We start from the raw sequence: 24,731 nt of genomic DNA, 5'->3' as shown, positions 1-24,731 counted from the left end.
CGCACGGCGACTTGTCAGTATGGGAAGCCACTATGGACGCCATGCCGACGGTCGCCGATCCACTGACAGCCGGGCTGGACGACGAGCAGCGCGAGGCCGTGCTGGCTCCGCGCGGCCCGGTCTGCGTGCTGGCCGGCGCCGGAACGGGCAAGACCCGCACCATCACTCACCGGATCGCCCAGCTGGTCGCCGGCGGTCATGTCGCCGCCGGCCAGGTGCTGGCGGTCACGTTCACCCAGCGGGCGGCGGGGGAGATGCGCTCCCGGTTGCGGGCGATCGACGCCGCGGCGGGCACGGGGCCGGCCGTCGGCGCGGTCTCGGCCCTGACCTTTCACGCCGCCGCCCACCGGCAGCTGCGGTACTTCTGGCCGCGGGTGGTCGGTGACACCGGGTGGCAGCTGCTGGACAGCAAGTTCGCGGTCGTGGCCCGGGCGGCCAGCCGCACCCGGCTCAACGCCAGCACCGACGACGTGCGCGACCTGGCCGGCGAGATCGAGTGGGCCAAGGCGTCGCTGATCGGCCCCGAGGAATACCCCGCCGCGGTGGCCGCCGCCGGGCGGGACATCCCCCTGGACGCCGCCCAGATCGCCGGCGTCTACGCCGCCTACGAGGCCCTCAAAGCGCGCGGCGAACACGTCACCCTGCTCGATTTCGACGACCTGCTGCTGCACACCGCGGCCGCGATCGAAAACGACCCGGCGGTGGCCGAGGAGTTCCGCGACCGCTACCGCTGCTTCGTGGTCGACGAATACCAGGATGTCACGCCCTTGCAGCAGCGGGTGCTGACCGCCTGGTTGGGCGACCGCGACGACCTGACGGTGGTGGGCGACGCCAACCAGACCATCTACTCGTTCACCGGGGCCTCGCCGCGGTTCCTGCTCGACTTCTCCCGCCGCTTCCCCGACGCCACCGTCGTGCGCCTCGAGCGCGATTACCGGTCCACCCCCCAGGTGGTCTCGCTGGCCAACCAGGTGATCGCCGCGGCCCGCGGGCGGGTCGCCGGCAGCAAGCTGCACCTGGTGGGTCAGCGCCCGCCGGGTCCCGCGCCGACGTTCCACGAGCATCCCGACGAGCCGGCCGAGGCCGCCGCGGTCGCGGCGTCGATCGCGCGGCTCATCGAATCCGGCACCCCGCCGTCCGAGATCGCCGTGCTGTACCGGGTCAACGCGCAGTCGGAGATCTACGAGGAGGCGCTGACCGAGGCGGGCATCGCCTACCAGGTCCGCGGCGGCGAGGGATTCTTCAATCGCCAGGAGATCAAGCAGGCCCTGCTGGCGCTGCATCGGGCCGCCGAGCGCGGTGCGGAGGGTCCCCTGCCCGACGTCGTCCGCGCGGTGCTGGAACCGCTGGGCCTGACGGCCCAGGAGCCGGTCGGTACCCGCGCCCGCGAGCGCTGGGAGGCCCTGAGCGCGCTGGCCGAACTGGTGGACGACGAAGTCGCGCAACGCCCGCAGCTGGACTTTCCGGGGCTGCTGGCCGAGCTTAGGATGCGCGCCGACGCCCGGCACCCGCCGGTGGTGCAGGGCGTCGCGCTGGCATCGCTGCACGCCGCCAAGGGGCTCGAGTGGGACGCGGTGTTCTTGGTCGGGTTGGCCGACGGCACGCTTCCCATCTCACACGCGCTCGCCCACGGCGCCGAGAGCGAGGCGGTCGAGGAGGAGCGCCGCCTGCTTTACGTCGGAATCACCAGGGCCCGAACGCATTTGGCGCTCACCTGGGCGCTGGCCCGCAGCCCGGGCGGGCGCCAGGGCCGCAAGCCGTCGCGGTTCCTCAACGGCATCGCACCCCAGGCACGGGCCGAGCCGGGGCCGAACAAGTCTCGGCGCAACCGGGCCACCGCGACCCGCTGCCGGATCTGCAATAACAACCTCACGACCCCGGCGGCCGTCATGCTGCGCCGCTGCGAGACCTGCGCGGCCGACATCGACGAGGACCTGCTGCTCCGGCTCAAGGCGTGGCGGCTGGACGTCGCCAAGGAACAGAAGGTGCCCGCCTACGTCGTCTTCACCGACAACACGCTGATCGCCATCGCCGAGCTGCGGCCCGACGACGACGAGGCGCTGATCGCGATTCCCGGCATCGGCGCGCGCAAGCTGGAACAGTACGGCCCCGACGTGCTGGAGCTGGTTCGCGGTCGCTGACCGGCAAACGCGCAGGTCAGAAAATCGGTTGTGACGACGACCGTGACCGTTTACCCTCGATACCGCGACTCGGCACTACGGACGAAGGAGGGTGGCCGCGATGCTCAGCGACGCGTTCGGTGTAGGCGTGGCCCGCGCGGAGCTGTCCGCGGGTACCTCCCATGCCGCACCCTCCGCCGTGTCGGCGGCCGCGCGTAAGCATCGCGCCGCCGCCGCGACCGACGCGTCCGTAGGAGTCGGGGGCCCACCGAAGGCAACGTAAGCAGCAGCCCCGGTTTTCACCCAGATGGCCACGGACCCGAAGTCAAGGATCCGTGGCCATAGTTATCGGTCGGCAACGAAGCGACCTGGTCCGGATCACCGCTCAAGGACAGCAACCCAGACCAGGAAGTAGGTGGTAGGACATGTCGGCACGGATAGCCCCCAGGCCGGACCTGCCGTGTCACGCCGGCGATCCCGATCTCTGGTTCGCCGAAGCGCCGGCCGATCTCGAACGCGCCAAGTCGCTGTGCGTCGACTGCCCGGTGCGCCGCCAGTGCCTGGCGGCCGCGCTGGAACGGGCCGAGCCCTGGGGCGTGTGGGGCGGCGAGATCTTCGACCGCGGTTCGGTGTTGAGCTTCAAACGACCCCGCGGCCGCCCCCGCAAGGCGGCCTAGCGCGCGAGACTAGACGACCGCGTTGTCGGGTTCGGCGAACCCGGGCACCAGCTCTTCGGACAGCGCCTTGATCGGCACGTGGGCGTCCAGCTGACACAGGATCGCGGCCACCGACATGATCACCCGCATCGGGATCACCAGCTTGGGCGGCAGGTCCATCTGCCGGGCCGTGCGGATCTGCGACACGGACCGGTCGATCTCGATGGCCGACATCTTCTGCAGCCACTTGCGGGTGTAGTGGAAGACCTCGACCTCGACCGGTTCGACATACTGGCGCAGCATGTCATCGATGTCGCGCACCGACACCTGCTGGCCCTTCTGGATGAACCCGGCCTTCTCCATCGTCGGCAACAGCAGGTCGTAGTTCTTGTCGCGGGCCAGCCGGATGCTCATCCCGAGCTCGATCGGCAGGCCGCCGGGCAGCGGCGCGACGGCGCCGAAGTCGATGACGCCCATGCGGCCGTCGTCGAGCAGCATGAAATTGCCCGGGTGGGCGTCGCCGTGCAGCATCTCCAGCCGGCGCGGCGCGTCGAACGTGAGCTCGAGCAGGCGGGTGCCGACCAGATCGCGCTGCTCGGTGGTGCCGTGGCGGATGATCTCGGCCATCGGGATGCCCTGCATCCACTCCTGGATCACCACTTTCGGTGCGCTGGCCACGATGCGCGGCACCGCGAAGTGCGGGTGGTCGTGATACGCCTTGGCGAACGCGCGCTGGTTCTCGGCCTCGAGCCGGTAGTCCAGTTCCATCTCGGTGCGCTCGATCAACTCGTCGACCACGCCCTGGATGTCGGCGCCCGGCGCGAGCTGCTTGAACACCCCGACCAGCCGCTGCATGGTCTTGAGGTCGGCCCGCAGCGCCTCGTCGGCCCCGGGGTACTGGATCTTGACCGCCACCTCGCGGCCGTCGGACCACACGCCCTTGTGCACCTGGCCGATACTCGCCGAGGCCACCGGGGTGTCGTCGAACGAACTGAACCGCTCGCGCCACTTGGTGCCCAGTTGGGCGTCGAGCACCCGGTGCACCTTGGCCGCCGGCAGCGGCGGGGCGTCCTTTTGCAGCTTGGTCAACGCTTCGCGGTAGGGCTCGCCGAACTCCTCGGGAATCGCGGCCTCGAGCACCGACAGGGCCTGGCCCACCTTCATCGCGCCGCCCTTGAGCTCACCCAGGACGGTGAACAACTGGTGGGCGGCCTTTTCCAGAAGCTCGGCCTGGACCTCGTCCCTGGACTTGCCGGTCAGCCGCTTACCGAATCCGAGCGCTGCCCGACCGGCGAATCCGACCGGAATGCTGGCCAGCTTGGCGTTACGCGCAGCCCGGCCCCGTTTGATGTCTGCCACGTAACCATCATCCATGATGGCCCACGCGATGTGGAGAGAAGCCGACAACGCTTGTTGTCAACTCGCGTCGCCGCAGGTCAGCGCACGGGACCGCCCTCAGCAGGCGCACAACGGGTGCTTGACCCACTGCCGCGCGACGATCGCGCCGGCGTGCAGATCGAATTCCAGCGTCGCGTTCAGCGTCTGGGGCGGTTCGGGCTCGGACGCCGCGCCCTGGCCGCGCACGGCCGCGATCACCCGGTTCACCTGAGACAGCGCCAGCGCCGCGGTCGCCAGCACGGTGGCCCGGTCGGCGACGCCGACGGTTTCCCGCAGCTGCGCACAGATCGCCGGCCACGCCGCGTCGCGGTCGCTGCGGTGCAGGTCCGCGCAGCCCAGGCAGCTCGTCACCCCGGGGATCACCAGCGGACCCACCAGCCCGATGCCGTCGCGCACCCGCACCAACAGATGCGCGACGCCCTGGTCGTGCAGATCGCGCACCATGCGCGGGTCGGCGACGAGGTAGTCCGACAACACCACCAGGTCGACGTCGCCGGCCGACACCGCCGCGTGCGGTTGGCTGCTGTGCGCGATCCGGGCGCCCGAGCAGCGCAACGATTCCACGAGCAACTCCGAGAGCGGCCCGCGGCCGTGCACCCGCACCGACGGCGCCCGGCCGCGCGGTCGCCCGCATTCGGTCGCCACCCCGGCCCGAACCAGTTGCGCCACCAGGCTTCTCAGGCCCTCGGTGTCGGTCAGGCCACGGTCAAGCGCCCGTCGCTGCAACTCCGGCAGCGGGGTCGGCGACGACATGGTCCGCAACAGCGTGGCCAGCTCGGCGGCGGCCAAACCGCCCGGAGGACGTACCAGCACCGCGCGACGGGGATCCCAGCCGACCTGCACCGCGCCGTCGGGGCGCAGCAGCACCGGCATCGCCGGGTCCAGCGCGTAGGTGGACAGCGCGGCCTGGCACTGCTGAGTCACCGCGCCACTGTGTCACGGCGGGGGCGACGGCCCGTTCAGTTGTCCACAGGGCCGTCGGAGTCGGGGTCCTCGCGTTCGAGTTTGGCGATCGCCTCGTCGATGCCGCTGGTGTCACCACCGATGACACGGTCGATGAAACCGGCGGGCTCATCGAGGTCCTCGGCGTTGGGCAGTAGGTCGGGGTGCTGCCAGATGCCGTCGCGCGTGTCGACCCCGGCGGCCTGCGTCAGGCGCTCCCAGAACGCGGCCGCTTCACGCATCTTCCGCGGCCGCAGCTCCAGCCCGACCAGCGTCGCGAAGGTCTGCTCGGCCGGGCCGCCGCTGGCCCGGCGCCGGCGCAGCGTCTCGCCGAGCGCGCCCGCGCCGGGAATCCGGTCGCCCAGCGCGGCGGCCACCACCACCTGCACCCACCCTTCGATCAGGGCGAGCAACGTCTCGAGGCGCTCGAGCGCCTGCGTCTGCGCGGGCGTGGCCTTGGGCTCGAATACGCCTTGCCCCAACAGGTTTTCGATCGCCGCCGGATCCGACAGCGACGCCGGATTGAAGTCGCGGGCCAGCTCCTCGATTCCCGACATGTCGATCTGCATGCCCATCGCGTAGGCCTCGACCGCTCCCAGCAATTGGCTCGACAGCCACGGGACGTGGCTGAACAGCCGGTGGTGGGCGGCCTCGCGCGCGGCCAAAAAGGTCAGGATCTCGCTGCGCGGACGCTCGAGCCCGGTGGTGAACGACTCGACGGCGTCGGGCATGATCGCCGCAATTCCCTTGGGCCCCAACGGTAAACCGATATCGGTCGACGTCAGCACCTCCCGGGACAACCGGCCCAGCGCCTGCCCGAGCTGCGAGCCGAACGCCATGCCGCCCATCTGCGACATCATCTGCAGTAGCGGGCCGGCCATGCTCTTGGCTTCCTCGGGGAGCGACGCCGCCCACACCGTCGAGATCTGTTGGGCCATCGGGTCACACAGCCGCTTCCACGTCGCCAACGTGTTGTCGACCCAGTCGGCGGGAGTCCAACCCACCGCCTTGGCGGTGCCCGCGGGCAGCGCCGTCGCCCCGTCCAGCCAGGTTTCGGCGAGGTGCACCGCGTCGGCGATCGCCGAATTCGTCGTATCCGGCACCGGCGCCACGAAGCCGATCGAGTTCGAGGCGACGCGCCGCGCCAATTCGTAATTGACCGGCCCCGAAGCCGTTCCGCCGGGTCCGACGGTGCCGGCGCTGCTGAACATCTGACCCAGCTGGGTGAAGATCTGGCCCAGGTCACCCATGCCGAAATCACCGCTCATTCCGAACGCGGCGAACGGGTCGGAGGGGTTCGACCCCGAATCGGGATCTTTCTTCCCGTGTTTGTCGGGGTCCTCCCCGGGGGAGAAGCCGAACGGCAGGTCAGCCATGACCCCAACGGTACTCACCGTGGGATCGGAAGGCGCGCGACGGCGGGTCAGCTTGTAGCTGAACCTCGTACGGGGGGCCTTGCAGCCGAATGACCGGCGACGCGCTCCGTCTAGTGTATTCGGCGTGAACAGGCGCATCCTGACCCTGATGGTCGCGCTGGTGCCGATCGTGGTGTTCGGTGTGTTGCTGGCGGTGGTGACGGTGCCGTTCGTGTCGCTGGGTCCCGGCCCCACCTTCGACACGCTCGGCGAGGTCGACGGCAAGCAGGTGGTGGCGATCCAGGGCACCCTGACGCATCCGACCACCGGTCACCTGAACATGACGACCGTCTCGCAGCGCGACGATCTGACGCTGGGCGAGGCGCTGACGCTCTGGCTTTCGGACACCGAACAGCTGGTGCCGCGCGACATCATCTATCCGCCCGGCAAGTCGCGGGAGGAAGTGGACAAGGCCAACAGCGCCGACTTCAAGCAATCCGAGGACAGCGCCGAATACGCGGCATTGGGCTATCTGAAGTACCCGTCGGCGGTCACGGTGGCGAAGGTCCCCGAACCCGGTCCCTCGGCGGGCAAGCTGAAGGCCGGCGACGCCATCGACGCGGTCAACGGCACCCCGGTCGCGACCGTCGACGCCTTCACCGGGCTGCTGAAGAACACCAAACCCGGTCAGACCGTGACGATCGACTACCGCCGCAAGAACGAACCCGCCGGTGTGGCGCAGATCACGCTGGGCTCCAACAAGGACCGCGACTACGGCTACCTGGGCGTCGCGGTGCTCGACGCGCCGTGGGCGCCGTTCGTCGTGGACTTCAATCTCGCCAACATCGGCGGCCCGTCCGCCGGACTGATGTTCAGCCTGGCCGTGGTCGACAAGCTGACCACCGGTGGCCTGGCGGGGTCGAATTTCATCGCGGGAACCGGGACCATCACCGCCGACGGCAAGGTCGGCCAGATCGGCGGCATCACCCACAAGATGGTCGCCGCGCACGCGGCCGGGGCGACGGTGTTCCTGGTGCCGGCGAAGAACTGCTACGAGGCCAGTTCGGACAATCCGTCCGGCCTGCGGCTGGTCAAGGTCGAGACGCTCAGCCAGGCGGTAGATGCGCTGCACGCGATCACGTCCGGTGGGCAGCCGCCGAGTTGCTAGGCGAGCGCGGGATCGCCGGTTGTGCAGTGCGTAGAGTTGTCACCGTCTAGCAATCGATCAGGGAGCGTAGCCAGTGGGGATGCGGCCCACCGCAAGAATGCCGAAGCTGACTCGGCGTAGCCGGATTCTGATCCTGATCGCACTGGGTGTGATCGCTCTGCTGCTCGCGGGCCCGCGGCTGATCGACGCCTACGTCGACTGGCTGTGGTTCGGCGAGCTCGGCTACCGCTCGGTGTTTTCCACCGTGCTCGTCACCCGATTCGTGGTCTTTCTGATCGCGGGCCTGCTGGTGGGCGGCATCGTGTTCGCCGGGCTCGCGGTGGCCTACCGCACCCGGCCGGTGTTCGTGCCGAGCAACGACAACGATCCCGTGGCGCGCTACCGCGCCCTGGTCCTTTCCCGGCTGCGGCTGGTAAGCGCCGGCGTCCCGGTGGCGATCGGCCTGCTGGCCGGCATCATCGCCCAAAGCTATTGGGTGCGGATCCAGTTGTTCCTGCACGGCGGCGACTTCGGCATCAAAGACCCGCAGTTCGGCAAGGACCTCGGCTTCTACGCGTTCGAGTTGCCGTTCTACCGGCTGCTGCTCAGCTACCTGTTCGTGGCGGTGTTCCTGGCGTTCGTGGCCAACCTGTTGGCCCACTACATCTTTGGCGGCATTCGGCTTTCCGGACGCACCGGCGCGCTGAGCCGGTCGGCGCGGATCCAGCTGGTCACCCTGGTCGGTCTGTTGGTGTTGCTCAAGGCGGTCGCCTACTGGCTGGACCGCTACGAGCTGCTGTCGCACACCCGCGGCGGCAAGCCCTTCACCGGCGCCGGCTACACCGACATCAACGCCGTGCTGCCGGCGAAGCTGATCCTCATGGCGATCGCGCTCATCTGCGCGGGCGCGGTGTTCTCCGCGGTCGTCCTGCGGGACTTGAGGATTCCCGCGATCGGCCTGGTCCTGTTGCTGCTGTCGTCGTTGATCGTGGGCGCCGGCTGGCCGTTGATCGTCGAGCAGATCAGCGTCAAACCCAATGCCGCGCAAAAGGAAAGCGAATACATCAGCCGCAGCATCGCCGCGACACGGCAAGCCTACGGCCTGACCGCCGACGTGGTCACCTACCGCAACTACACCGGCGACGCGCAGGCCACCGCCCAGCAGGTCGCCGACGACCGCGCCACCACCTCCAACATCCGGCTGCTCGACCCGACGATCGTCAGCCCGGCGTTCACCCAGTTCCAGCAGGGCAAGAACTTCTACTACTTCCCCGACCAGCTCTCCATCGACCGCTACCTGGACCGCAACGGGTCGCTGCGCGACTACGTCGTGGCGGCTCGCGAACTCAACCCCGACCGCCTCATCGACAACCAGCGCGACTGGATCAACCGGCACTCGGTCTACACCCACGGCAACGGGTTCATCGCGTCGCCGGCCAACACCGTGCGCGGAATCGCCAACGACCCCAACCAAAACGGCGGCTACCCCGAATTCCTGGTCAACGTCGTCGGCGCCAACGGCAACGTCGTCTCCGACGGGCCCGCGCCGCTCGACCAGCCGCGCGTCTACTACGGGCCGGTCATCTCCAACACGGCCGCGGACTACGCGATCGTCGGGCGCAACGGCGCCGACCGCGAATACGACTACGAGACCAGCAACGAAACTAAGAACTACACCTACACCGGACTCGGCGGCGTACCCCTCGGCGACTGGCTGTCGCGCAGCGTGTTCGCCGCCAAGTTCGCCGAGCGGAACTTCTTGTTCTCCAACGTGATCGGCTCGAACAGCAAGATCCTGTTCAACCGTGACCCGGCGCGTCGGGTGGAGGCGGTGGCGCCGTGGCTGACCACCGACAGCGCCGTCTACCCGGCGATCGTCAACAAGCGACTGGTGTGGATCATCGACGGCTACACCACACTGGACAACTACCCGTATTCCGAACTCACGTCGCTGGAGTCGGCGACCGCGGACTCCAACGAGGTGGCGTTCAACAGGCTCGCACCCGACAAGCGGGTCTCCTACATCCGCAACTCGGTGAAGGCGACCGTCGACGCCTACGACGGCACCGTCAGCCTGTATCAGCAAGACGAGCAGGATCCGGTGCTCAAGGCGTGGATGCGGGTGTTCCCCGGAACCGTCAAGCCCAAGAGCGACATCACCCCCGAGCTGGCCGAGCACCTGCGCTATCCCGAGGACCTGTTCAAGGTGCAGCGGATGCTGCTGGCGAAGTATCACGTCAACGACCCGGTGACGTTCTTCTCCACGTCGGACTTCTGGGACGTGCCGCTGGACCCGAACCCGACCGCCAGCAGCTATCAGCCGCCGTATTACATCGTCGCGAAAAACATTGCGAAGAACGACAATTCGTCGTCGTATCAGTTGACCAGCGCGATGAACAGGTTCAAGCGCGACTATCTCGCCGCCTACATCAGCGCCAGCTCCGACCCGGCGACGTACGGGCGGATCACCGTGCTGACCATCCCGGGCCAGGTCAACGGGCCCAAGCTGGCCAACAACGCGATCACCACCGACCCGGCGGTGTCCCAGGACCTCGGGGTGATCGGGCGCGACAACCAGAACCGGATCCGGTGGGGCAACCTGCTCACGTTGCCCGTGGGGCAGGGCGGGCTGCTCTACGTCGAACCCGTGTACGCCTCCCCGGGGGCCAGCGACGCCGCGTCGTCCTACCCGCGGCTGATCCGGGTGGCGATGATGTACAACGACAAGATCGGGTACGGCCCGACCGTGCGCGACGCGCTCACCGGGCTGTTCGGCCCCGGCGCGGGGGCGGCGGCGACGGGCATTCAGCCCACCGAGGCGGGGACCCCGGCGAATCCGCCGCCCAGCGCGCCGGCGCCCGCCGCGACGCCGGGATCGCCGCCGCCCGCGGCCGTCCCGCCGGCGCCGGACGGGTCGGTGGCGCTGTCACCGGCCAAAGCGGCTGTGCTGCAAGAGATCCAGGCTGCGATCGGCGCGGCCAAGGACGCGCAGAAGAAGGGCGATTTCGCCGGTTACGGCGCGGCGCTGCAGCGATTGGACGACGCGATCACCAAGTACAACAACACCAAATAGCGTTCAGGCGTAGGCGGTTCGGAACCTGTCCCGATAGGCCTTCGGGCTGATGCCCAGGTGATTGACGAACGCGCGTCGCAGCGTCTCGATGCTGCCGAAGCCGGCCATGCCCGCGGTCTCGGTGACCGATCGGCCGGCCTCGAGCGCGTTACGGGCGAAGTCGACGCGAACCAGTTCGACGTAGCGCGCCGGCGTCATCCCCAGCTCGGATTGAAAGAGCCGGGTCAGCTGGCGGGTGCTCAACGATGCCAGGGCCGCAAGCTTTTTCACGCTGTAGTCGGCGCCGGGGTCCGCCGCGACCGCCTCGGTGACCGCGCGCAGCGGCGACTGCGGCGGGGGATCGGCCTCGACCAGCACCGAGAACTGTGATTGGCCGCCGGCCCGTTTCAGATAGACGACCAGCCACCGGGCGACGTCGCGCACCAGTTCGGTCCCGTGATCCATTTCGACCAGTGCCAGCGCCAGGTCGATACCCGAGGAAATCCCCGCCGAGGTGAACACGTCGCCGTCGCGCACGAAGATCGCGTCGGGCTCGACGGTGACGTCCCGGAAGGCGCGGGCCAACAACCGGGCGTCGTGCCAGTGCGTGGTGGCGCGCCGGCCGTCGAGCAGGCCGGCCTGCGCGAGGATGAACGATCCCGTGCAGATGGACGCCATCCGCCCGGTCCGCGCGGCGACCGACCTGACGGCCTCGACCAGCGCCGGATCGATCGGTCGCCCGGGCAGGTGGTCGCTGCCGGCCACCAGGACGATATCGGCGGAGTCGATGGCCGACAGGCGATCGGTGACCCCCAACCGGGTCCCGATCGAGCTCGTCACGTCGCGGCCGTCCACCGACGCGATCTTGAGCCGGTAGTCGGCGCCGAAGCGGTTGGCCTCGACGAAGACCTCACCCGCCCCCGCGACGTCGAGCAGCGTCACCCCGTCGAAGACGACGATGACCACCACCCGCGAATGCTTTCCCTCGTGCGCCACGTCAGCCATTGTGTCGCTTTTTGAGGAGTTGACGGCTCAAACGAGCGGCGTCGGATCGACCGGACCGTCGCACACTGGGCACAACCGTCACCGCAGAAGGAGACAAGACCATGACCACCAGCTCGATCGACGCCATCGCCGGCATCCACGTGCCCGACACCGCGCTGGCGCGCGAGGTCACCGACTTCATTCGCGACACCGAAGACGAGTTGCTGTTCAACCATTCCCGGCGGGTGTTCTTCTTCGGCGCCCTGCAGGGCCTGCGCCGCGGGATCCACCCCAACCTGGAACTGCTCTACGCCGCCGCGATGTTTCACGACGTCGGTCTGACCGACCACTACCGCAACTCGACCGTCCGCTTCGAGGTCGACGGCGCCAACGCGGCGCGGGACTTCCTGATGGACGCCGGCGCCGACAAGGCCGACGCCGACATCGTGTGGCTCGGCATCGCCCTGCACACGACGCCCGGCGTGCCCGAGTTCCTGGCGCCCGAAGTCGCGCTGCTGCAGGCCGGTGTGGAGGTCGACGTGGTCGGCGTCGGGCGCGAGCAGCTGGCTCCCGAGGCGCTCGCCGCGGTGACCGCCGCCCACCCGCGCCCCGATTTCAAGAACCGCATCCTGGCGGCGTTCAACGACGGCATGAAGCACCGCCCGCACTCCACGGCCGGCACCATGAACGCCGACGTCCTGGCGCACTTCGATCCCAAGTTCGAGCGCGTCGACTTCGTCGACAAGATCCTGCACAACAGCTGGCCGGAATAGCCCGGAAGGGAGTAGACAGATGGACATCCACGAGGCGCTGTACACCACCAGGATGATGCGGCGGCTGCGGCCGGATCCGGTTCCGCTGGACACGCAGGCCCGCATCCTCGACGCGGCCATTCGCGCCCCCAACGGGGCCAACACCCAACGCTGGCACTTTGTCGCCGTCGACGATCCGGCGCTCATCGGTGAGTTCGCCCAACTGTTCCGGCGGGCCCGCGCCCTCGAATATGAGAAGTTCGGGGCGGGGACGGGACCGATGGTGGCGCCCGCGCCCGGTGCCGACGCGGCCGCCCACGCCGAGACGATGCGCCGAATCAAGGGGTCGGGGGATTACCTGGCCGACCATTTCGAAGAGATTCCCTTGCTGCTCTTCGTCTTCGCGATCGACGACCTCGGTGGAGCCAACATCTTCCCGGCGATCTGGAGCGTGCTGCTGGCCGCCCGCGCCGAGGGCGTCGGCGGCGTCATGACGATGGTGCTCCGCAACTTCGAGGACAGGGTCAACGAGTTACTGGGCGTCCCCGTCGAGGAGGGCTGGACGATGTCGGCCATGCTGGCCCTCGGCTACCCGCGGGGCAAATGGGGTGTCGCGGCCAATCGGCATCCCGTGCACGAGGTTTCATCCCGAAACGGCTGGAACACGCCGTTCGGTGTCGAAGTGCCGCAACCGCTTTGGCCGCCGCAGGACACGGCGAGCCTGCCCGCGGCAGGATGAATCGGCCGTGCGGGCCAACGCGGCGTCCGGGAAGTCCAGAGGGACGAGAACTAGCCATCGGCGGATGCGATCACCCGATGGGCGAGTCAAGCTTTCCACATGGGTCGCGACGTCATCGTGGTCACCGGTGCATCAAGCGGGTTCGGCCGCCTCAGCGCGGAAGCGCTGGCGTTAGCCGGCCACAGGGTTTATGCGTCGATGCGGGACACGGACGGCCGCAACGCGTCTCAGGTTGAGGCGATCGGCTACTTCGCGAAGGACAATGGCGTCGAGCTGCGGGCTGTGGAAATGGACGTGCAGTCGCAGACTTCGGTGGATGCCGCGATTGAAAGGATCTTCGAGGCCAACGGGCGGATCGATGTGGTGGTTCACAACGCGGGGCAGATGGTGTTCGGCCCGGCCGAGGCGTTTCAACCGCAACAGTTGGCAGAGCTGTATGACGTGAACGTGCTGAGCACGCAGCGCGTCAACCGCGTGATCCTGCCGCACATGCGACGGCAACGGCAAGGCCTCCTGGTGTGGGTATCGAGCAGCAGTGCGGCCGGCGGCACGCCACCCTATCTCGCCCCCTACTTTGCGGCGAAGGCCGCGATGGATGCGTTGGCCGTGGCTTACGCCCGGGAGCTCGCGCGGTGGGGCATCGAGACGACCATCATCGTTCCCGGCGCGTTCACCAGCGGCACCAACCACTTCGCACGTGCCGGCTCACCCGCTGATGAGGCGGTGGTCGACGAGTATGAGGGCGGACCGTACGCGGGGTTCGCCGCCCGCATTCGTGAGGCCTTTGCAGCGATCGTGCCTCCGGATGCCGATGCATCCACAGTGGCCGAAGCCGTCGTCAACGTGGTGCAAGAACCCTTTGGGCAGCGTCCTTTTCGGGTCCATATCGACCCCGCCGATGATGGCGCGGAGGTCGGCTTCGCCGTGCTCGACAGGCTCAGGGCCGAGATGCTCCACCGCATCGGGATGCACGACCTGTTGCAGCCGGCCCGGTTGTTTCAGTCGTAGGAGGTGCGGAAACGATCCCGATAGGCGCTGGGGGTGATGCCCAGGCGGCTGAGAAAAACCCGTCTGAGTGTTTCTGTGCTCCCAAAGCCCGCTACCCGTGCGGTCTCGGCAACGGTCCGGCCGGCTTCGAGTGCGGCACGAGCGAAATCGACGCGAACCAACTCGACATAACGTGCCGGCGTCAAACCCAACTCGGACTGAAACAGTCTGGACAATTGGCGCGTACTCAAAGATGCCTGAGCCGCAAGCTTTTTCACGCTGTGGTCGGCACCTGGATCCGCGTTGACGGCATCGGTAACCGCCCTGAGTGGAGAATCCGGCGGAGGGTCGGCCTCCACCATGACGGAGAATTGCGATTGTCCGCCAGCGCGTTTGAGATATACCACCAACGACCGGGCGACCTTACGGACCAACTCGGCTCCATAATCCGCCTCCACCAACGTCAACGCGAGATCAATGCCCGACGACACTCCCGCCGAGGTGAATACATCTCCGTCGCGGACAAAGATCGCATCCGGTTCGACGCGCACCGCGGGGAAGATGCGGGCCAACCGCCCGGTATGCCGCCAGTGCGTGGTCGCCCGCTTGCCGTTGAGCAGGCCCGCCTGCGCCAGGATGAACGAACCCGTGCAAACGGATGCCAAGCGCCGGGTCCGGCCCGGGACGGCCTTGAGTGCTTCGATGAGAGCGGGATCGATCGGCCGCCCGATCAGTGTGTCACCGCCCGCGACCATGACGGTGTCGACGGATTCGAGGGCCGAGAGGGGACACGTCACAGCGAATCGGGTGCCGATCGACGTGGTCACATCGCGTCCGTCTACCGATGCGATTTCGAGCGAATAGCGTGCGCCGAACCGATTGGCTTCGGCGAACACCTCGGCGGGACCCGCAACGTCCAACAGTTTCACGCCGTCGAAGACGACGATCACCACCACACGAGTTGTTGCGTTGGCCTCCGCCATACCGCCATCGTGTCGCGCCGGCGACGACGAGTACAAGCCGGAGGGTGTCACAACGTGTGGATCGGCGACACGAACGGCGATCACCTGAGGAACTCTGCCGGATAAGTGGCGGCGCGCGCGACGTTGGACTCACACTGCGACAAAGAAATTCACCGGGGGCGGAACCTGGGGGCTCAAGCTCTTGTCAGCGCGTGACATCATCGTGAACGACGCCTGGCGCCCGAACAGCATCCTTTGGCCAGCGGGTGGCTGACCACGCGACTATTCTCGACACCGTGGACCCGGTGTCGCCGCCACGGAATGGTGGTGCCCTGATAGGCCGGCACGCGGAATGTGTTGCGCTGGAACAGCTTCTCACCCGCGTGCGCGCCGGTGAGAGTCGTGTTCTGGTACTTCATGGAGAGCCGGGTGTCGGCAAGACGGCCTTGCTGGACTACGTCGGTGAACGGGCCGCCGGCTGTCGCGTCATCCGTGCCAGCGGGGTCGAGTCGGAGATGGAGCTGGCCTACGCCGCGGTGCACCAGTTGTGCGCGGCGATGCTCGATCGTCTCGACTTTCTGCCGGTGCCGCAACGCGACGCTTTGAGCACGGCATTGGGTCAAACGACAGGTCCCGCACCGGACCGCCTTCTCGTAGGGTTGGCGGTGTTGAACATGTTCTCCAGCATGGCTGAGGTCGAGCCGCTCGTTTGTTTGGTCGACGATCTGCAGTGGCTCGACCAGGCCTCGTCGCAGACGCTCGTATTTGTCGCCCGGCGGTTGGCCGCTGAATCTGTGGGTTTGGTCCTCACGACGCGGGTTGTGAACCCCGAGCTGAAAAAGCTCCCGACGCTGGAGGTCAACGGGCTCACGGAAACGGACGCGCGAGCTTTATTGGAGACGGTTTTGGCCACGCCGCTGGATGCGCGGGTGCGCGACCAGATCATCGCCGAGACTCGCGGCAATCCACTGGCGCTGCTCGAATTGCCCCGTAGTCTCGCGGGGCGAGAACTGGCCGGGGGGTTCGGGTTACCAGGGGCGCCGCGGCTGTCAGCGGCGATGGAGCAAAGTTTCCGCCGCGGGGTGGAGGCCTTGCCCGACCAGAGCCGTCGATTGTTGGTGTTGGCGGCGGCGGAGCCGCTCGGCGACCCGGGGCTGCTGTGGCGCGCCGCCGCACGTTTGGAGATCGGTGCGCAGGCCGCCACCCCGGCGATCGAGGCGGGCTTGGCGGAATTCGGTGCGCGGGTGCGTTTCCGCCATCCGCTGGCACGCTCAGCCGCCTACCGGGCGGCCCCGTTGCACATCAGACAGCAGGTACACGCCGCGCTGGCCGAGGTGACCGACCCGGACTCCGATCCTGACCGGCGCGCATGGCATCGCGCACATGCTGCGCCAGGTCCGGACGAGGACGTCGCCGCCGAGTTGGAGCGTTCGGCAGGGCGGGCGCGGGCCCGTGGCGGCATGGCGGCCGCGGCCGCGTTTCACGAGCGGGCGACGATGTTGACCCTCGATCCGGCCCTTCGCGTCGAGCGCGCTCTGGTTGCCGCGGCATCGAAAGCCGACGCCGGCGCGTTCGACTCGACGCTGGATCTGCTTGCCATGGCCGAGCGCGGACCGCTCAGCGAACTGCAGCATGCTCGGGCGGACCTCATTCGTGCCCAGTTGGCATACGCCACGAACCGGGGCGGCGATGCTCCGCTCCTGCTGCTTCGGGCCGCGCGGCGGCTCGAGCCGATTGACGCCAGACTGGCCCGGGAGACGTACCTGGACGCGATTTCCGCCGCTGAGTTCGCAGGCCGTCTCGCCAGTCCGGGGGGCCACGTACTCGAGGTAGCAAGGGCTGCGACCGCGGCCCCCCGATCGACGGAGCTGCCACGCGCTCCCGATCTCGTGCTTAACGGGCTGGCGGCGAATTTCATCGAGGGGTATTCGGCCGCGGTGCCATACCTGCGTGCGGCGCTGGACGCCACGGGAACCGGTATGTCGGCTGATGACGAGCTTCGCTGGATGTGGCTGACTAGCCAAGCGGCACTGCACCTTTGGGATGACGCACACTGGGACAGGCTCTCGCAACGTTACCTCACGTTGGCACGCAAGACGGGCGCGATGAACGCGCTTCCGCTCGCCCTGAGCACACGGGCGATGTTGCTGACGTTCGTTGGCGATCTGACGGCTGTGAGCGTGCTGGTCGAAGAGCAGCACACGGTGACCGAGGCCACGGGAAGCAACCTCGCGCCGTACGCCGCCATGACCCTGGCCTCGATCCGCGGCCATCAAGCAGACGCGGAGGCGCTCATCTCGCGGACCGTTGCAGAAGCCCCTCAACGGGGAGAAGGCATCTCGACCGCCGTGGCCGAGTGGACGAAAGCCCTGCTTCATAACGGCCTCGGCAACTACGCGGAAGCACTGGCGGCCGCCCGCCGCGGGCTCGAGCAACAGGAGTATCCCAGCCTTCGTTACCCGGGGGTGGCCAACTGGGCCGCGGCAGAGTTCGTCGAGGCCGCCGTGCGAAGCGGAATGCGCGAAGAGGCAACCCAAGCGATGGAGTGGATCACCGAGATGACCAGCGCTTCCCGCACCGGATGGGCGCTCGGTGTGGAGACGCGCTGCCGTGCGCTGCTGGCCGACGGTGAGGCGGCCGAGCTGCTGTACCGAGAGTCGATCGCACACTATGGGCACAGTCGTGTCCGCGCCGAGCTCGCCCGCACGCATCTGCTCTACGGTGAATGGCTGCGGCGGGGGCGCCGGCGCACGGAGGCTCGGACGCAGCTGCGTATCGCGCACGAAATGCTCGACGCGATGGGGATGGAGGCATTCGCTGAACGGGCCCGACGTGAGCTGCAGGCCACCGGTGAGACCGCACGAAAGCGCACTGCCGGCGTCGACGGTGAAAAGCTGACGGCGCAGGAAACTCAGGTCGCGCGGCTGGCTCGGGACGGCTTGTCGAATCCGGAGATCGGCGCCCGGTTGTTCATCAGCCCCAGAACCGTCCAGTACCACCTTCGCAAGGTGTTCACCAAGCTCGATATCAGCTCGCGCAGTCAACTTGACCGGGTCTTGCCGACAGATCGTCCAGGTTCAGGGTGACAAACCGATGTCCAAGCGCCGGCGTCAGAGTCCGTGCGCCGTTTTGAGGATGTCGCTGGCGCGCTCACCGATGACGACACAGGGCGCCATGGTGTTGCCGGTGGTGATCCGAGGCATGATCGAGGCATCTGCAATCCGAAGCCCTTCTATGCCATGAACTTTGAGGTTCGAGTCGACCACAGACATGCTGTCGCGTCCCATCTTCGCCGTGCAGCTTTGGTGGAAATAGCATTCGGCCCCATAGCGGATGAACTGTTCGAGCTCGGCACGTGTGAGATCGCCCGGCATGACCTCGCGCTTGTTGAAACGCCGAAGTACTGTCGAGTTTCCGATCTCACGGGCGAGATCCACGCAGGCGATGGCGGCCGCGAGGTCGTCGTGGTGTGCCAGCATGTTGTCTTCGACCGACACTGGGTCGCACGGCCTTGCTCCGGTAAGCCGGACTCGGCCAGAGCTTTTCGGGCGCAGCACCCCGGCGCACGCCGTCCACCCGTGCTCCGGCAGGCCATAAGCGGCGGCGTTCGCGCTGCTGGACAACGGAACTTCGCCGAAGCAGATCTGCAGGTCGGGTGCCTCCAGGTTCTGGTCGCTCTTCCAGAACACCCCGGCGCCCCCGGCGTTGTTCCGTGGCTCGAGTGGCTCGCGGAATTCCCACACGCAGTCGATCCGTGGATGGCTCTGATAGTTTCTGCCAACGCCCGGAAGATGCGCCACGACGGGAATTCCGAAGCGGCGCAGCTCGTCAGCGTCGCCGATACCGGAGTGCATGAGGACTTTTGGCGTGTTGATCGCCCCAAGCGAGACAACTACCTCGTGTGCTGCGACGACCTGGTGCGTCCGATCGTTGTGCGAGAACTCGACCGCCGTAGCCCGGTTTCGGCCGACGACCAACCGAGTCACCGTCGCACCGGTGAGGACTGTCATGTTCGGGCGGTGCAGGTGCGGATGAACGTAGGAGCGATACACGGACTGCCGCAGCCCGTTTCGCAATGTCACGTCCAAGAGCGCTGCGCCGCCGCCGCGGTCCATCATGGCGCCGTTGTTGCTCGGATAGCTCGGGATCCCCAGCGAGCGAGCAGCCTCGACGATGGCCGGAGCGATCGGATTGGGGTCGGGCGGGGACGTCACGGACATGGGGCCTCCGGTGCCGCGGGCGGAGACTGCCGGCCCGTGCCAATCCTCAATGCGACGGTAGATGTCAAGCACCGATTCATAGCCCCAGGCTTCGTCACCCGCCTGGGTTGCGAAGTAGTCCCAGTCGCTTCGATGTCCCCGAGCCCACACCATCACGTTGATGCTCGACCCCCCGCCGAGCACCTTCCCCATCGACAGCAGCACCGATCTGCCCTTGAGATGGGCGCTCGGCTGCGAAACGAAACACCAGTCACGCTCGCTACCCAAGTTCAGCGGCCACTGCGTGGGATCGTGGACTGCCGAAACATCATCGGTTTCACCGGCCTCGAGCAAAAGCACCGTAACGTCCGGATTCTCCGAAAGCCGACCGGCGACGACCGATCCAGAAGACCCTGACCCACAGATCACGAAGTCGTAGCGCGCGGCAACCTCGGGTGCCGGCATTGGTGTCGAAGTCATCTGACGCGCGCTTCGACGACGCTGAAATCCGTTGGAGTGTCGGCTTTCCGGACCATCCGGAACCCGGTTTGGCCGAGCAGCCGCTGATGCCCGTTCACAGGGCGTCCACGCGCGTCGTCGTGGCGTCGAGCGAAAATGCCCTTGTTTGAAGTGCTCACGCAATCTCCCCGATTTGATCGATGTGGAATGGAATCCTTGGCTCTCAACATCGGCAGTCGGGATTCACCTGCCGCAACCGATTGCCCAGGATTGGTTCGTCGCTACCGGGCCACAGTGGTCGCGGCACGTCGGTGCCGAAAGAAGCGCCCCAACGGTTACGAGATGAGACTTCGTGCACCGGGCGGCGATTGGCGGCAATGTCCCACCTGCCGAGTGGATACCCGAACGCCACCATGGCCGACATCGTCCACCCCTGCTCGATCGGCACCCCCAAGAGCTCATTCACCGCATCTGGGAAATAGCGCAGCAAAGTTGTCATGGCACCGCCGACGCCTTCGGCGCGGGCGGCCAGCAGCGCGCTCCAGATGGCGGGAAAGATGTTGGCACCGCCGTGGTCGTCGATCGCGAAAACAAAGAGCAATAGCGGTGTCTCGTCGAAATGATCGGCCAGGTAGTCGCCCGAGCGGATGACGCGACGCAACGTGTCGGCGTGCGCGGTGGGATCCAGGCCGGGCGCGGGCGCGGCCATTGTCCCTGTCCTGAATTCTTCGTGCTCTTTCTCGCGGCCGCGGCGGTACAACTCACCCAGCGAGCGCTTGAGCGCGGGATCGTCGACCGCGAGGAAATGCCAGCGCTGGGTGTTGCCGCCGTTGGGCGCACGGATCGCCGCATCAAGTATGCGGGCCTGCGTGCCCAGAGGTATCGGGTCCGGCCGCATGCGGCGCATCGTTCTGGTCGTGTAGAGCGCTTCATAGATGTCCATTGACCTGTTCCTCCTTGCAGGGCTGGGCGCTGACGTGCGTTTTGTCCTTGGTCGCCCGCCTCGACTTCGTCATGACACGCAACACCATCGAGGGGCGCAGCAGGCGCGACGGACGGTCGACCATGCCAATCAGCCGCATGAATTGCTGGACGACGACGGGGTCGGTTTCCGCGGCTGCCATAACCCGACGGAGGTACGCGTTTGTTATTCGCATGGACAAAGGCCGCGGCCCCTGGATTTGAGGAAGCGTTAGGTCTGCCCCGACGGCGGCCTGCCAAGCGGTCCGGATCTCCCTGGCGGCCGCTCGGAAATACCGCCGCTGAAGGTCGCGGTCGCCGCGCTCAAGGCACGTGCGCAGGATGAGCGCCTCGACAGCGGCGATCGACATTCCTTGCCCGTAAACTGGATTGAAGCTGCACATGGCGTCGCCGATGACGATCAAACCCTGAGGCATTGCCGTCAACTTGTCGTATCGGCGCCACCGATTCGCTGGAAAGCGATGCTGACGCAGCGGTCCGAGTGGTTCGGCGCGACGCACGGCTTCAACGACATGCGCGGGCGCGACTTCTGCCAAGCGGGCCAGCAGCGAGTCGTGGTCGGAGGGCGGCTGGCCTCCCGCCATCATCTGCATTCCAACCATGTAGGTGTCGTTTTCGCCGGCGAACATTGCGAATCCCGTTGGCCGGCCGGGCAATGCGCCACTGACAGCCATGTATTCGCGCAACGTTCCAGGTGGCACGTGCAACAACGTGCTCGCGTAGGCGGCATGCACCATCAGCTCATCTTCGTGGGGGCGACGGTAGCCGAGATCGTCGAGGAATACCGGGGTCCGCGAACCGCGTCCTGTGGCGTCGACCACCAGATCGGCGGCCAAGATTCTTTCCGCACCTGAGTCACGCTGTGCGGTCACGACACCCGTAATCCGGTTACGGGCCGGAGTCGAAGTCAGTCTCACCGCATCGTGGCCAACGAGGAACTCGATATTGGGAATGTGGCGTGCTCTGCGTCCGATGCACCACTCGAGTAGGGGCCTATTGACGTAGTACTTGATCACCGTCTCGGGATCCGGGATGGTGCCGGATTGCAGAAATTTGTGCCCAGCGAACGACATCCAGATTCGCGATAGGTCACCGTCCTTCCACACTCGCGCTCCCATCGCCACCAACTCATCGAGGAGCCCGGGGAACAGCTCCTCCATGGTCTGCGTGGCGCGAACTTGGGGAATGTGCGGACTGGGGCCATGGGGCACTCCGCGGCGGGCCACTGGGCGTTCGGGCAGAACGTCTCGTTCCACCACGGTCACCGTGGTGTAGTAGTCAGCCAGAACACGGGCGGCCATCAGGCCGGCGATGCTTCCCCCCAGAACGACTGCGGTTTCGCCGAATTCAGGCACACTGAGTCTCCTTCTGATCCGTTTTTGTCGGCGGACGACGCGCGAGGACTAACAGCTGATTGCGAAGGCGGCCATCATCAGCAAGACCGTGGCGAGGCCGTGCAGGACAAGTTGTCGCAAAACGACATCCCGGCCAAGCGAGTCGTCCAATTCGGTCGACCGCGAATAATCCGGGATCACAAAGCGATAGCGCTCTGAGCCGAATCTCGTTCTCGTGCTTCGGTGTGTGTTCATGCCCATCTTCATCGACTGAGGCGGTCAGCCGAGCCCGCCGGGCCGAAGTCGTATTGAACGCAATGTGTGGGAGGCTTGACGAACATGGGAAGCTCGCCGAATGTTGCCGCCCACAACATGGCGCTTGCGAACACCAGCGATAGCGCGACGAAGCTGTGAAAGCATGCTTGCCCTGCAATGCTCGTCACGGACGGCAGGGGCAGGGGGCGGTGCTCCGGAAATCGAGCGTTCGGTCTCGCTTGAGACTTGGCCGATTTCTCCGCCGTGACCGTGGATGCCGCTTGGGCGTCCAACCGATTGACATCCATCGTGTTCCTCCGCGTGTAAAACGAAACGTCCGGACGTGTCTACCGCGACAGGTGGGTCACTGGCGTGTCTGCGGCGCGTACCTTGTGCACGAGACACGCACCGATTTCGGGAATGTCGTGCGTAGCCGGACGATGTCGCTATCTGTGGGAAACGTGTCCCATCATCGGTGGCTGAAGGCCCGACACCGAGTCGAGACTTGTCTGTGTGATCTCGGATGACCGCGACCGGTCCGCGCGCGGCGTCCACACGGCGCCTGGGCAGGGCGTCCAAGCATGACTGGGCCCGCATTCGTCACGCCCGAAGATGTTTCTGAGTGCCTGGGCTTCAAGCCCGGACAACGCATCACAGGCTCCGGCGGTGTTCTTACCGCAGCGATCTGGCGGTTCGAAAACAAATCGGCATACGAATTGGTGGGTCCGGCCGTCGACACCACGGACCTTATCGCCATGCCCCTGAGCGGACATCACCACCACACGTACTTTGGTGACGGGCGCCGCAAATGGGGCCGCGAACATCCGGCTTTCCACATGAACGTTGTGGTCGCCGGCGAACAGCCAAGAGGAGTATTCAGCGCTGAGCGGCCATTTAGTTATCTGCACGTGTATGTGCCGCACGCGATGGTGGAAAGGCTCGCGGTGGAAAGCGGCGCCGCCAACGTGGCTCGGTCGGTCACGTTGATCGATCCAATGTGTTCCCGGGACCCTTTGGCAGAGAGCATATGCCGGCAGATCGTTCGCGAAATGACTCACCGGGACGGGTGTTCCCGGATGATGATTGACTCTCTCGGTCAACAACTCGTTGTTCGACTTATACGCCAGCACTCGAGTGTGTCGGGATCCCCGTCCTTAGCGAAGAAAAGCGGTCCAGGCTATCGGGATTGGCGCCTGCGGCGCGCAATCGACTACCTAGAGGCGCACCTCTCGGATGATGTCGGCCTGAACGAACTGGCGGCGGTGGTGGGCTTGTCGACGACACGCCTTTCAGGACTGTTCCTGGAGGGCACCGGAGAGCCGCCGCACCGGTGGCTGATGAATCGTCGGTTCATGCACGCCTGTGAGCTGCTGGGCAACCCGTCACTGAGCATCACCGATATCGCCCACCAATGCGGGTTCGCGAGTTCTCAGCATTTGGCGGCGGTGATGCGCAGGAGGCTCGCGACGACGCCGACCGCCTACCGCCGGGACTTGCTCGCGTGACGCGTGGGATTTCGACATGCCGGAGGCTGGCGACAGTGCGTGCGTCGAGCGCAATCACCGCGCGCGGCGTGTGCACAACGGCAGCGATTTGCACGGGACTTTCTCGCTTCGGCTGAACAAGGCGGCGCAGCAGAGCGCCCAGGCGTTTGTACGGCCATGGCGCTAATTGTGGGAAAGATGTCCCGTCTGATAAGTGGGCACAACCTTTCGGCAACGCATAGTGAACCGAAGGGTTCCGGAGCATGGGCCGTCGGACCCCTTATGGCGTGAAGATCGACGACCCCGCATGACTAGCCACCAGCGGATGCGACGGCCGTTCGGTTCGCCGCAGACTTGGATCCACGACGGAAGGATTGCCGTGGGTACCGCCACCCGGCCCCCATCTGAAGGGAAGCATGATGACGATCTCACTGTCCGCCAACCGGCGTAACGCCGCCGACGTACGGCCCTTTCGGGCCGCGGCGAGCCTGTTCGAAGACCTGCAGAGGGTCCTGGTCGACCTGATCGAACTGCACCTGCAAGGCAAACAGGCGCACTGGAACCTCGTCGGCACGAACTTCCGCGACCTGCACCTGCAACTTGACGCCATCGTGGACACCGCCCGCGAGGCCAGCGACACAATCGCCGAACGACTGCGCGCGTTGGACGCGGTCCCGGACGGCCGCTCGGACACGGTGGTGGCGACGACGACGGTTCCGGCTATCCCCCCGGGTCTGATCGGCGCCGCCGAAGCCGTTGACCTGATCACCACCCGCATCTACGCCGTCGTCGGCACCATCCGCGCCGTGCACGACGACGTCGACGCTGCTGACCCCGCGACCGCCGACCTATTGCACGCCATCATCGATGACCTCGAGAAAGAGGCGTGGCTGCTGAAGTCGGAAAACGTTACGCCGTAGCTGTT

18 protein-coding genes are annotated in these 24,731 nt (G+C 66.7%); 10 read left to right on the top strand and 8 right to left on the bottom strand.

The features are described 5' to 3' along the window. The first annotated feature begins 41 nt into the window (after nucleotides 1-41). Together OCU_RS44385 and OCU_RS44380 are read left to right on the top strand one after the other, a co-directional pair. Entirely contained in the window at nucleotides 42-2,141 is a 2,100-nt protein-coding gene (locus OCU_RS44385) for an ATP-dependent DNA helicase UvrD2 (protein WP_009955799.1), read from the top strand. Nucleotides 2,142-2,545: 404 nt separating this feature from the next. Further along, the gene (locus tag OCU_RS44380) at nucleotides 2,546-2,797 is read left to right on the top strand and encodes a WhiB family transcriptional regulator (protein ID WP_008259632.1); all 252 of its coding nucleotides are present in this window, start codon (nucleotides 2,546-2,548) and stop codon (nucleotides 2,795-2,797) included. Between the two features lie 9 nt (nucleotides 2,798-2,806). On the opposite strand, the gene OCU_RS44375 is transcribed toward OCU_RS44380, so the two are convergent. The 3 genes from OCU_RS44375 to OCU_RS44365 all read right to left on the bottom strand — a co-directional run bounded on the left by OCU_RS44375 (nucleotide 2,807) and on the right by OCU_RS44365 (nucleotide 6,510). After that, nucleotides 2,807-4,150 carry a macrolide-binding ATPase MABP-1 gene (locus OCU_RS44375; RefSeq protein ID WP_008259631.1) on the bottom strand — a complete coding sequence of 448 codons (1,344 nt, stop codon included), beginning with the start codon at nucleotides 4,148-4,150 and terminating at the stop codon, nucleotides 2,807-2,809. A gap of 81 nt (nucleotides 4,151-4,231) precedes the next feature. Further along, nucleotides 4,232-5,047: a cyclodehydratase gene (locus OCU_RS44370; RefSeq protein WP_179300182.1), complete on the bottom strand. Its 816-nt coding sequence runs from the start codon at nucleotides 5,045-5,047 to the stop codon at nucleotides 4,232-4,234. Between the two features lie 86 nt (nucleotides 5,048-5,133). Continuing rightward, complete coding sequence (locus OCU_RS44365; RefSeq protein ID WP_162130200.1) at nucleotides 5,134-6,510, bottom strand: zinc-dependent metalloprotease; 1,377 nt, start codon at nucleotides 6,508-6,510, stop codon at nucleotides 5,134-5,136. 106 nt (nucleotides 6,511-6,616) lie between these two features. On the opposite strand from OCU_RS44365, the gene OCU_RS44360 reads away from it, so the two are divergent. Both OCU_RS44360 and OCU_RS44355 read left to right on the top strand, forming a co-directional pair. Next, complete coding sequence (locus tag OCU_RS44360) at nucleotides 6,617-7,639, top strand: YlbL family protein (RefSeq protein ID WP_009955776.1); 1,023 nt, start codon at nucleotides 6,617-6,619, stop codon at nucleotides 7,637-7,639. 73 nt (nucleotides 7,640-7,712) lie between these two features. After that, a complete protein-coding gene (locus OCU_RS44355; RefSeq protein ID WP_026071234.1) occupies nucleotides 7,713-10,691 on the top strand; it encodes a UPF0182 family protein in 2,979 nt (992 codons plus the stop codon). Nucleotides 10,692-10,694: 3 nt separating this feature from the next. Here the strand turns inward: OCU_RS44355 and OCU_RS44350 are convergent, their stop codons facing one another. Continuing rightward, nucleotides 10,695-11,675 (bottom strand): GlxA family transcriptional regulator, encoded by a 981-nt coding sequence (locus OCU_RS44350; RefSeq protein WP_009956596.1) that lies wholly within the window; start codon nucleotides 11,673-11,675, stop codon nucleotides 10,695-10,697. 101 nt (nucleotides 11,676-11,776) lie between these two features. Between OCU_RS44350 and OCU_RS44345 the strand changes: the two genes are divergently transcribed. The 3 genes from OCU_RS44345 to OCU_RS44335 all read left to right on the top strand — a co-directional run bounded on the left by OCU_RS44345 (nucleotide 11,777) and on the right by OCU_RS44335 (nucleotide 14,153). Then, entirely contained in the window at nucleotides 11,777-12,427 is a 651-nt protein-coding gene (locus OCU_RS44345; RefSeq protein ID WP_014380909.1) for an HD domain-containing protein, read from the top strand. 19 nt (nucleotides 12,428-12,446) lie between these two features. Further along, nucleotides 12,447-13,145, top strand: coding sequence for a nitroreductase family protein (locus tag OCU_RS44340; RefSeq protein WP_014380908.1), 699 nt, complete (start codon nucleotides 12,447-12,449; stop codon nucleotides 13,143-13,145). A 99-nt stretch (nucleotides 13,146-13,244) separates the two neighbouring features. Continuing rightward, a complete protein-coding gene (locus OCU_RS44335; protein ID WP_014380907.1) occupies nucleotides 13,245-14,153 on the top strand; it encodes an SDR family oxidoreductase in 909 nt (302 codons plus the stop codon). Here the strand turns inward: OCU_RS44335 and OCU_RS44330 are convergent. Beyond that, nucleotides 14,144-15,115, bottom strand: coding sequence for a GlxA family transcriptional regulator (locus OCU_RS44330; protein WP_193375123.1), 972 nt, complete (start codon nucleotides 15,113-15,115; stop codon nucleotides 14,144-14,146). The two genes, OCU_RS44335 and OCU_RS44330, sit on opposite strands and share 10 nt — an antisense overlap. Before the next feature lie 245 nt (nucleotides 15,116-15,360). Between OCU_RS44330 and OCU_RS44325 the strand changes: the two genes are divergently transcribed. Next, entirely contained in the window at nucleotides 15,361-18,180 is a 2,820-nt protein-coding gene (locus tag OCU_RS44325) for a helix-turn-helix transcriptional regulator (protein ID WP_233425191.1), read from the top strand. 24 nt (nucleotides 18,181-18,204) lie between these two features. On the opposite strand, the gene OCU_RS44320 is transcribed toward OCU_RS44325, so the two are convergent. The 3 genes from OCU_RS44320 to OCU_RS44310 form a co-directional block, all read right to left on the bottom strand. Next, the gene (locus OCU_RS44320; protein WP_009956604.1) at nucleotides 18,205-19,758 is read right to left on the bottom strand and encodes a GMC family oxidoreductase; all 1,554 of its coding nucleotides are present in this window, start codon (nucleotides 19,756-19,758) and stop codon (nucleotides 18,205-18,207) included. Nucleotides 19,759-19,975: 217 nt separating this feature from the next. Further along, a complete protein-coding gene (locus tag OCU_RS44315; protein ID WP_009956605.1) occupies nucleotides 19,976-20,695 on the bottom strand; it encodes a nitroreductase family protein in 720 nt (239 codons plus the stop codon). Continuing rightward, nucleotides 20,682-22,088 (bottom strand): FAD-dependent oxidoreductase, encoded by a 1,407-nt coding sequence (locus tag OCU_RS44310; protein ID WP_014380901.1) that lies wholly within the window; start codon nucleotides 22,086-22,088, stop codon nucleotides 20,682-20,684. The genes OCU_RS44315 and OCU_RS44310 overlap by 14 nt, the downstream gene beginning before the upstream one ends. Nucleotides 22,089-22,903: 815 nt before the next feature. On the opposite strand from OCU_RS44310, the gene OCU_RS44300 reads away from it, so the two are divergent. Beyond that, nucleotides 22,904-23,827 carry a helix-turn-helix domain-containing protein gene (locus tag OCU_RS44300; RefSeq protein ID WP_014380899.1) on the top strand — a complete coding sequence of 308 codons (924 nt, stop codon included), beginning with the start codon at nucleotides 22,904-22,906 and terminating at the stop codon, nucleotides 23,825-23,827. A 395-nt stretch (nucleotides 23,828-24,222) separates the two neighbouring features. Beyond that, nucleotides 24,223-24,726, top strand: coding sequence for a Dps family protein (locus tag OCU_RS44295; RefSeq protein WP_014380898.1), 504 nt, complete (start codon nucleotides 24,223-24,225; stop codon nucleotides 24,724-24,726). Nucleotides 24,727-24,731 lie beyond the last annotated feature (5 nt).

It is taken from the genome of Mycobacterium intracellulare ATCC 13950, assembly GCF_000277125.1.
Taxonomy (GTDB): Bacteria; Actinomycetota; Actinomycetes; order Mycobacteriales; family Mycobacteriaceae; genus Mycobacterium; species Mycobacterium intracellulare.
Note: the sequence above shows the minus strand (reverse complement) of the source record. Positions and strands in the feature narration are given on the sequence as shown.

Excerpts from the sequence above, each read along its gene's own strand:
- OCU_RS44380 (WP_008259632.1), top strand. The coding sequence starts at position 2,546 with ATGTCGGCACGGATAGCCCCCAGGCCGGACCTGCCGTGTCACGCCGGC.
- OCU_RS44375 (WP_008259631.1), bottom strand. The coding sequence starts at position 4,150 with ATGGATGATGGTTACGTGGCAGACATCAAACGGGGCCGGGCTGCGCGT.
- OCU_RS44370 (WP_179300182.1), bottom strand. The coding sequence starts at position 5,047 with ATGCCGGTGCTGCTGCGCCCCGACGGCGCGGTGCAGGTCGGCTGGGAT.
- OCU_RS44330 (WP_193375123.1), bottom strand. The coding sequence starts at position 15,115 with ATGGCGGAGGCCAACGCAACAACTCGTGTGGTGGTGATCGTCGTCTTC.
- OCU_RS44345 (WP_014380909.1), top strand. The coding sequence starts at position 11,777 with ATGACCACCAGCTCGATCGACGCCATCGCCGGCATCCACGTGCCCGAC.
- OCU_RS44350 (WP_009956596.1), bottom strand. The coding sequence starts at position 11,675 with ATGGCTGACGTGGCGCACGAGGGAAAGCATTCGCGGGTGGTGGTCATC.
- OCU_RS44385 (WP_009955799.1), top strand. The coding sequence starts at position 42 with ATGCCGACGGTCGCCGATCCACTGACAGCCGGGCTGGACGACGAGCAG.
- OCU_RS44295 (WP_014380898.1), top strand. The coding sequence starts at position 24,223 with ATGATGACGATCTCACTGTCCGCCAACCGGCGTAACGCCGCCGACGTA.
- OCU_RS44320 (WP_009956604.1), bottom strand. The coding sequence starts at position 19,758 with ATGCCGGCACCCGAGGTTGCCGCGCGCTACGACTTCGTGATCTGTGGG.
- OCU_RS44335 (WP_014380907.1), top strand. The coding sequence starts at position 13,245 with ATGGGTCGCGACGTCATCGTGGTCACCGGTGCATCAAGCGGGTTCGGC.
- OCU_RS44340 (WP_014380908.1), top strand. The coding sequence starts at position 12,447 with ATGGACATCCACGAGGCGCTGTACACCACCAGGATGATGCGGCGGCTG.
- OCU_RS44315 (WP_009956605.1), bottom strand. The coding sequence starts at position 20,695 with ATGGACATCTATGAAGCGCTCTACACGACCAGAACGATGCGCCGCATG.
- OCU_RS44300 (WP_014380899.1), top strand. The coding sequence starts at position 22,904 with ATGACTGGGCCCGCATTCGTCACGCCCGAAGATGTTTCTGAGTGCCTG.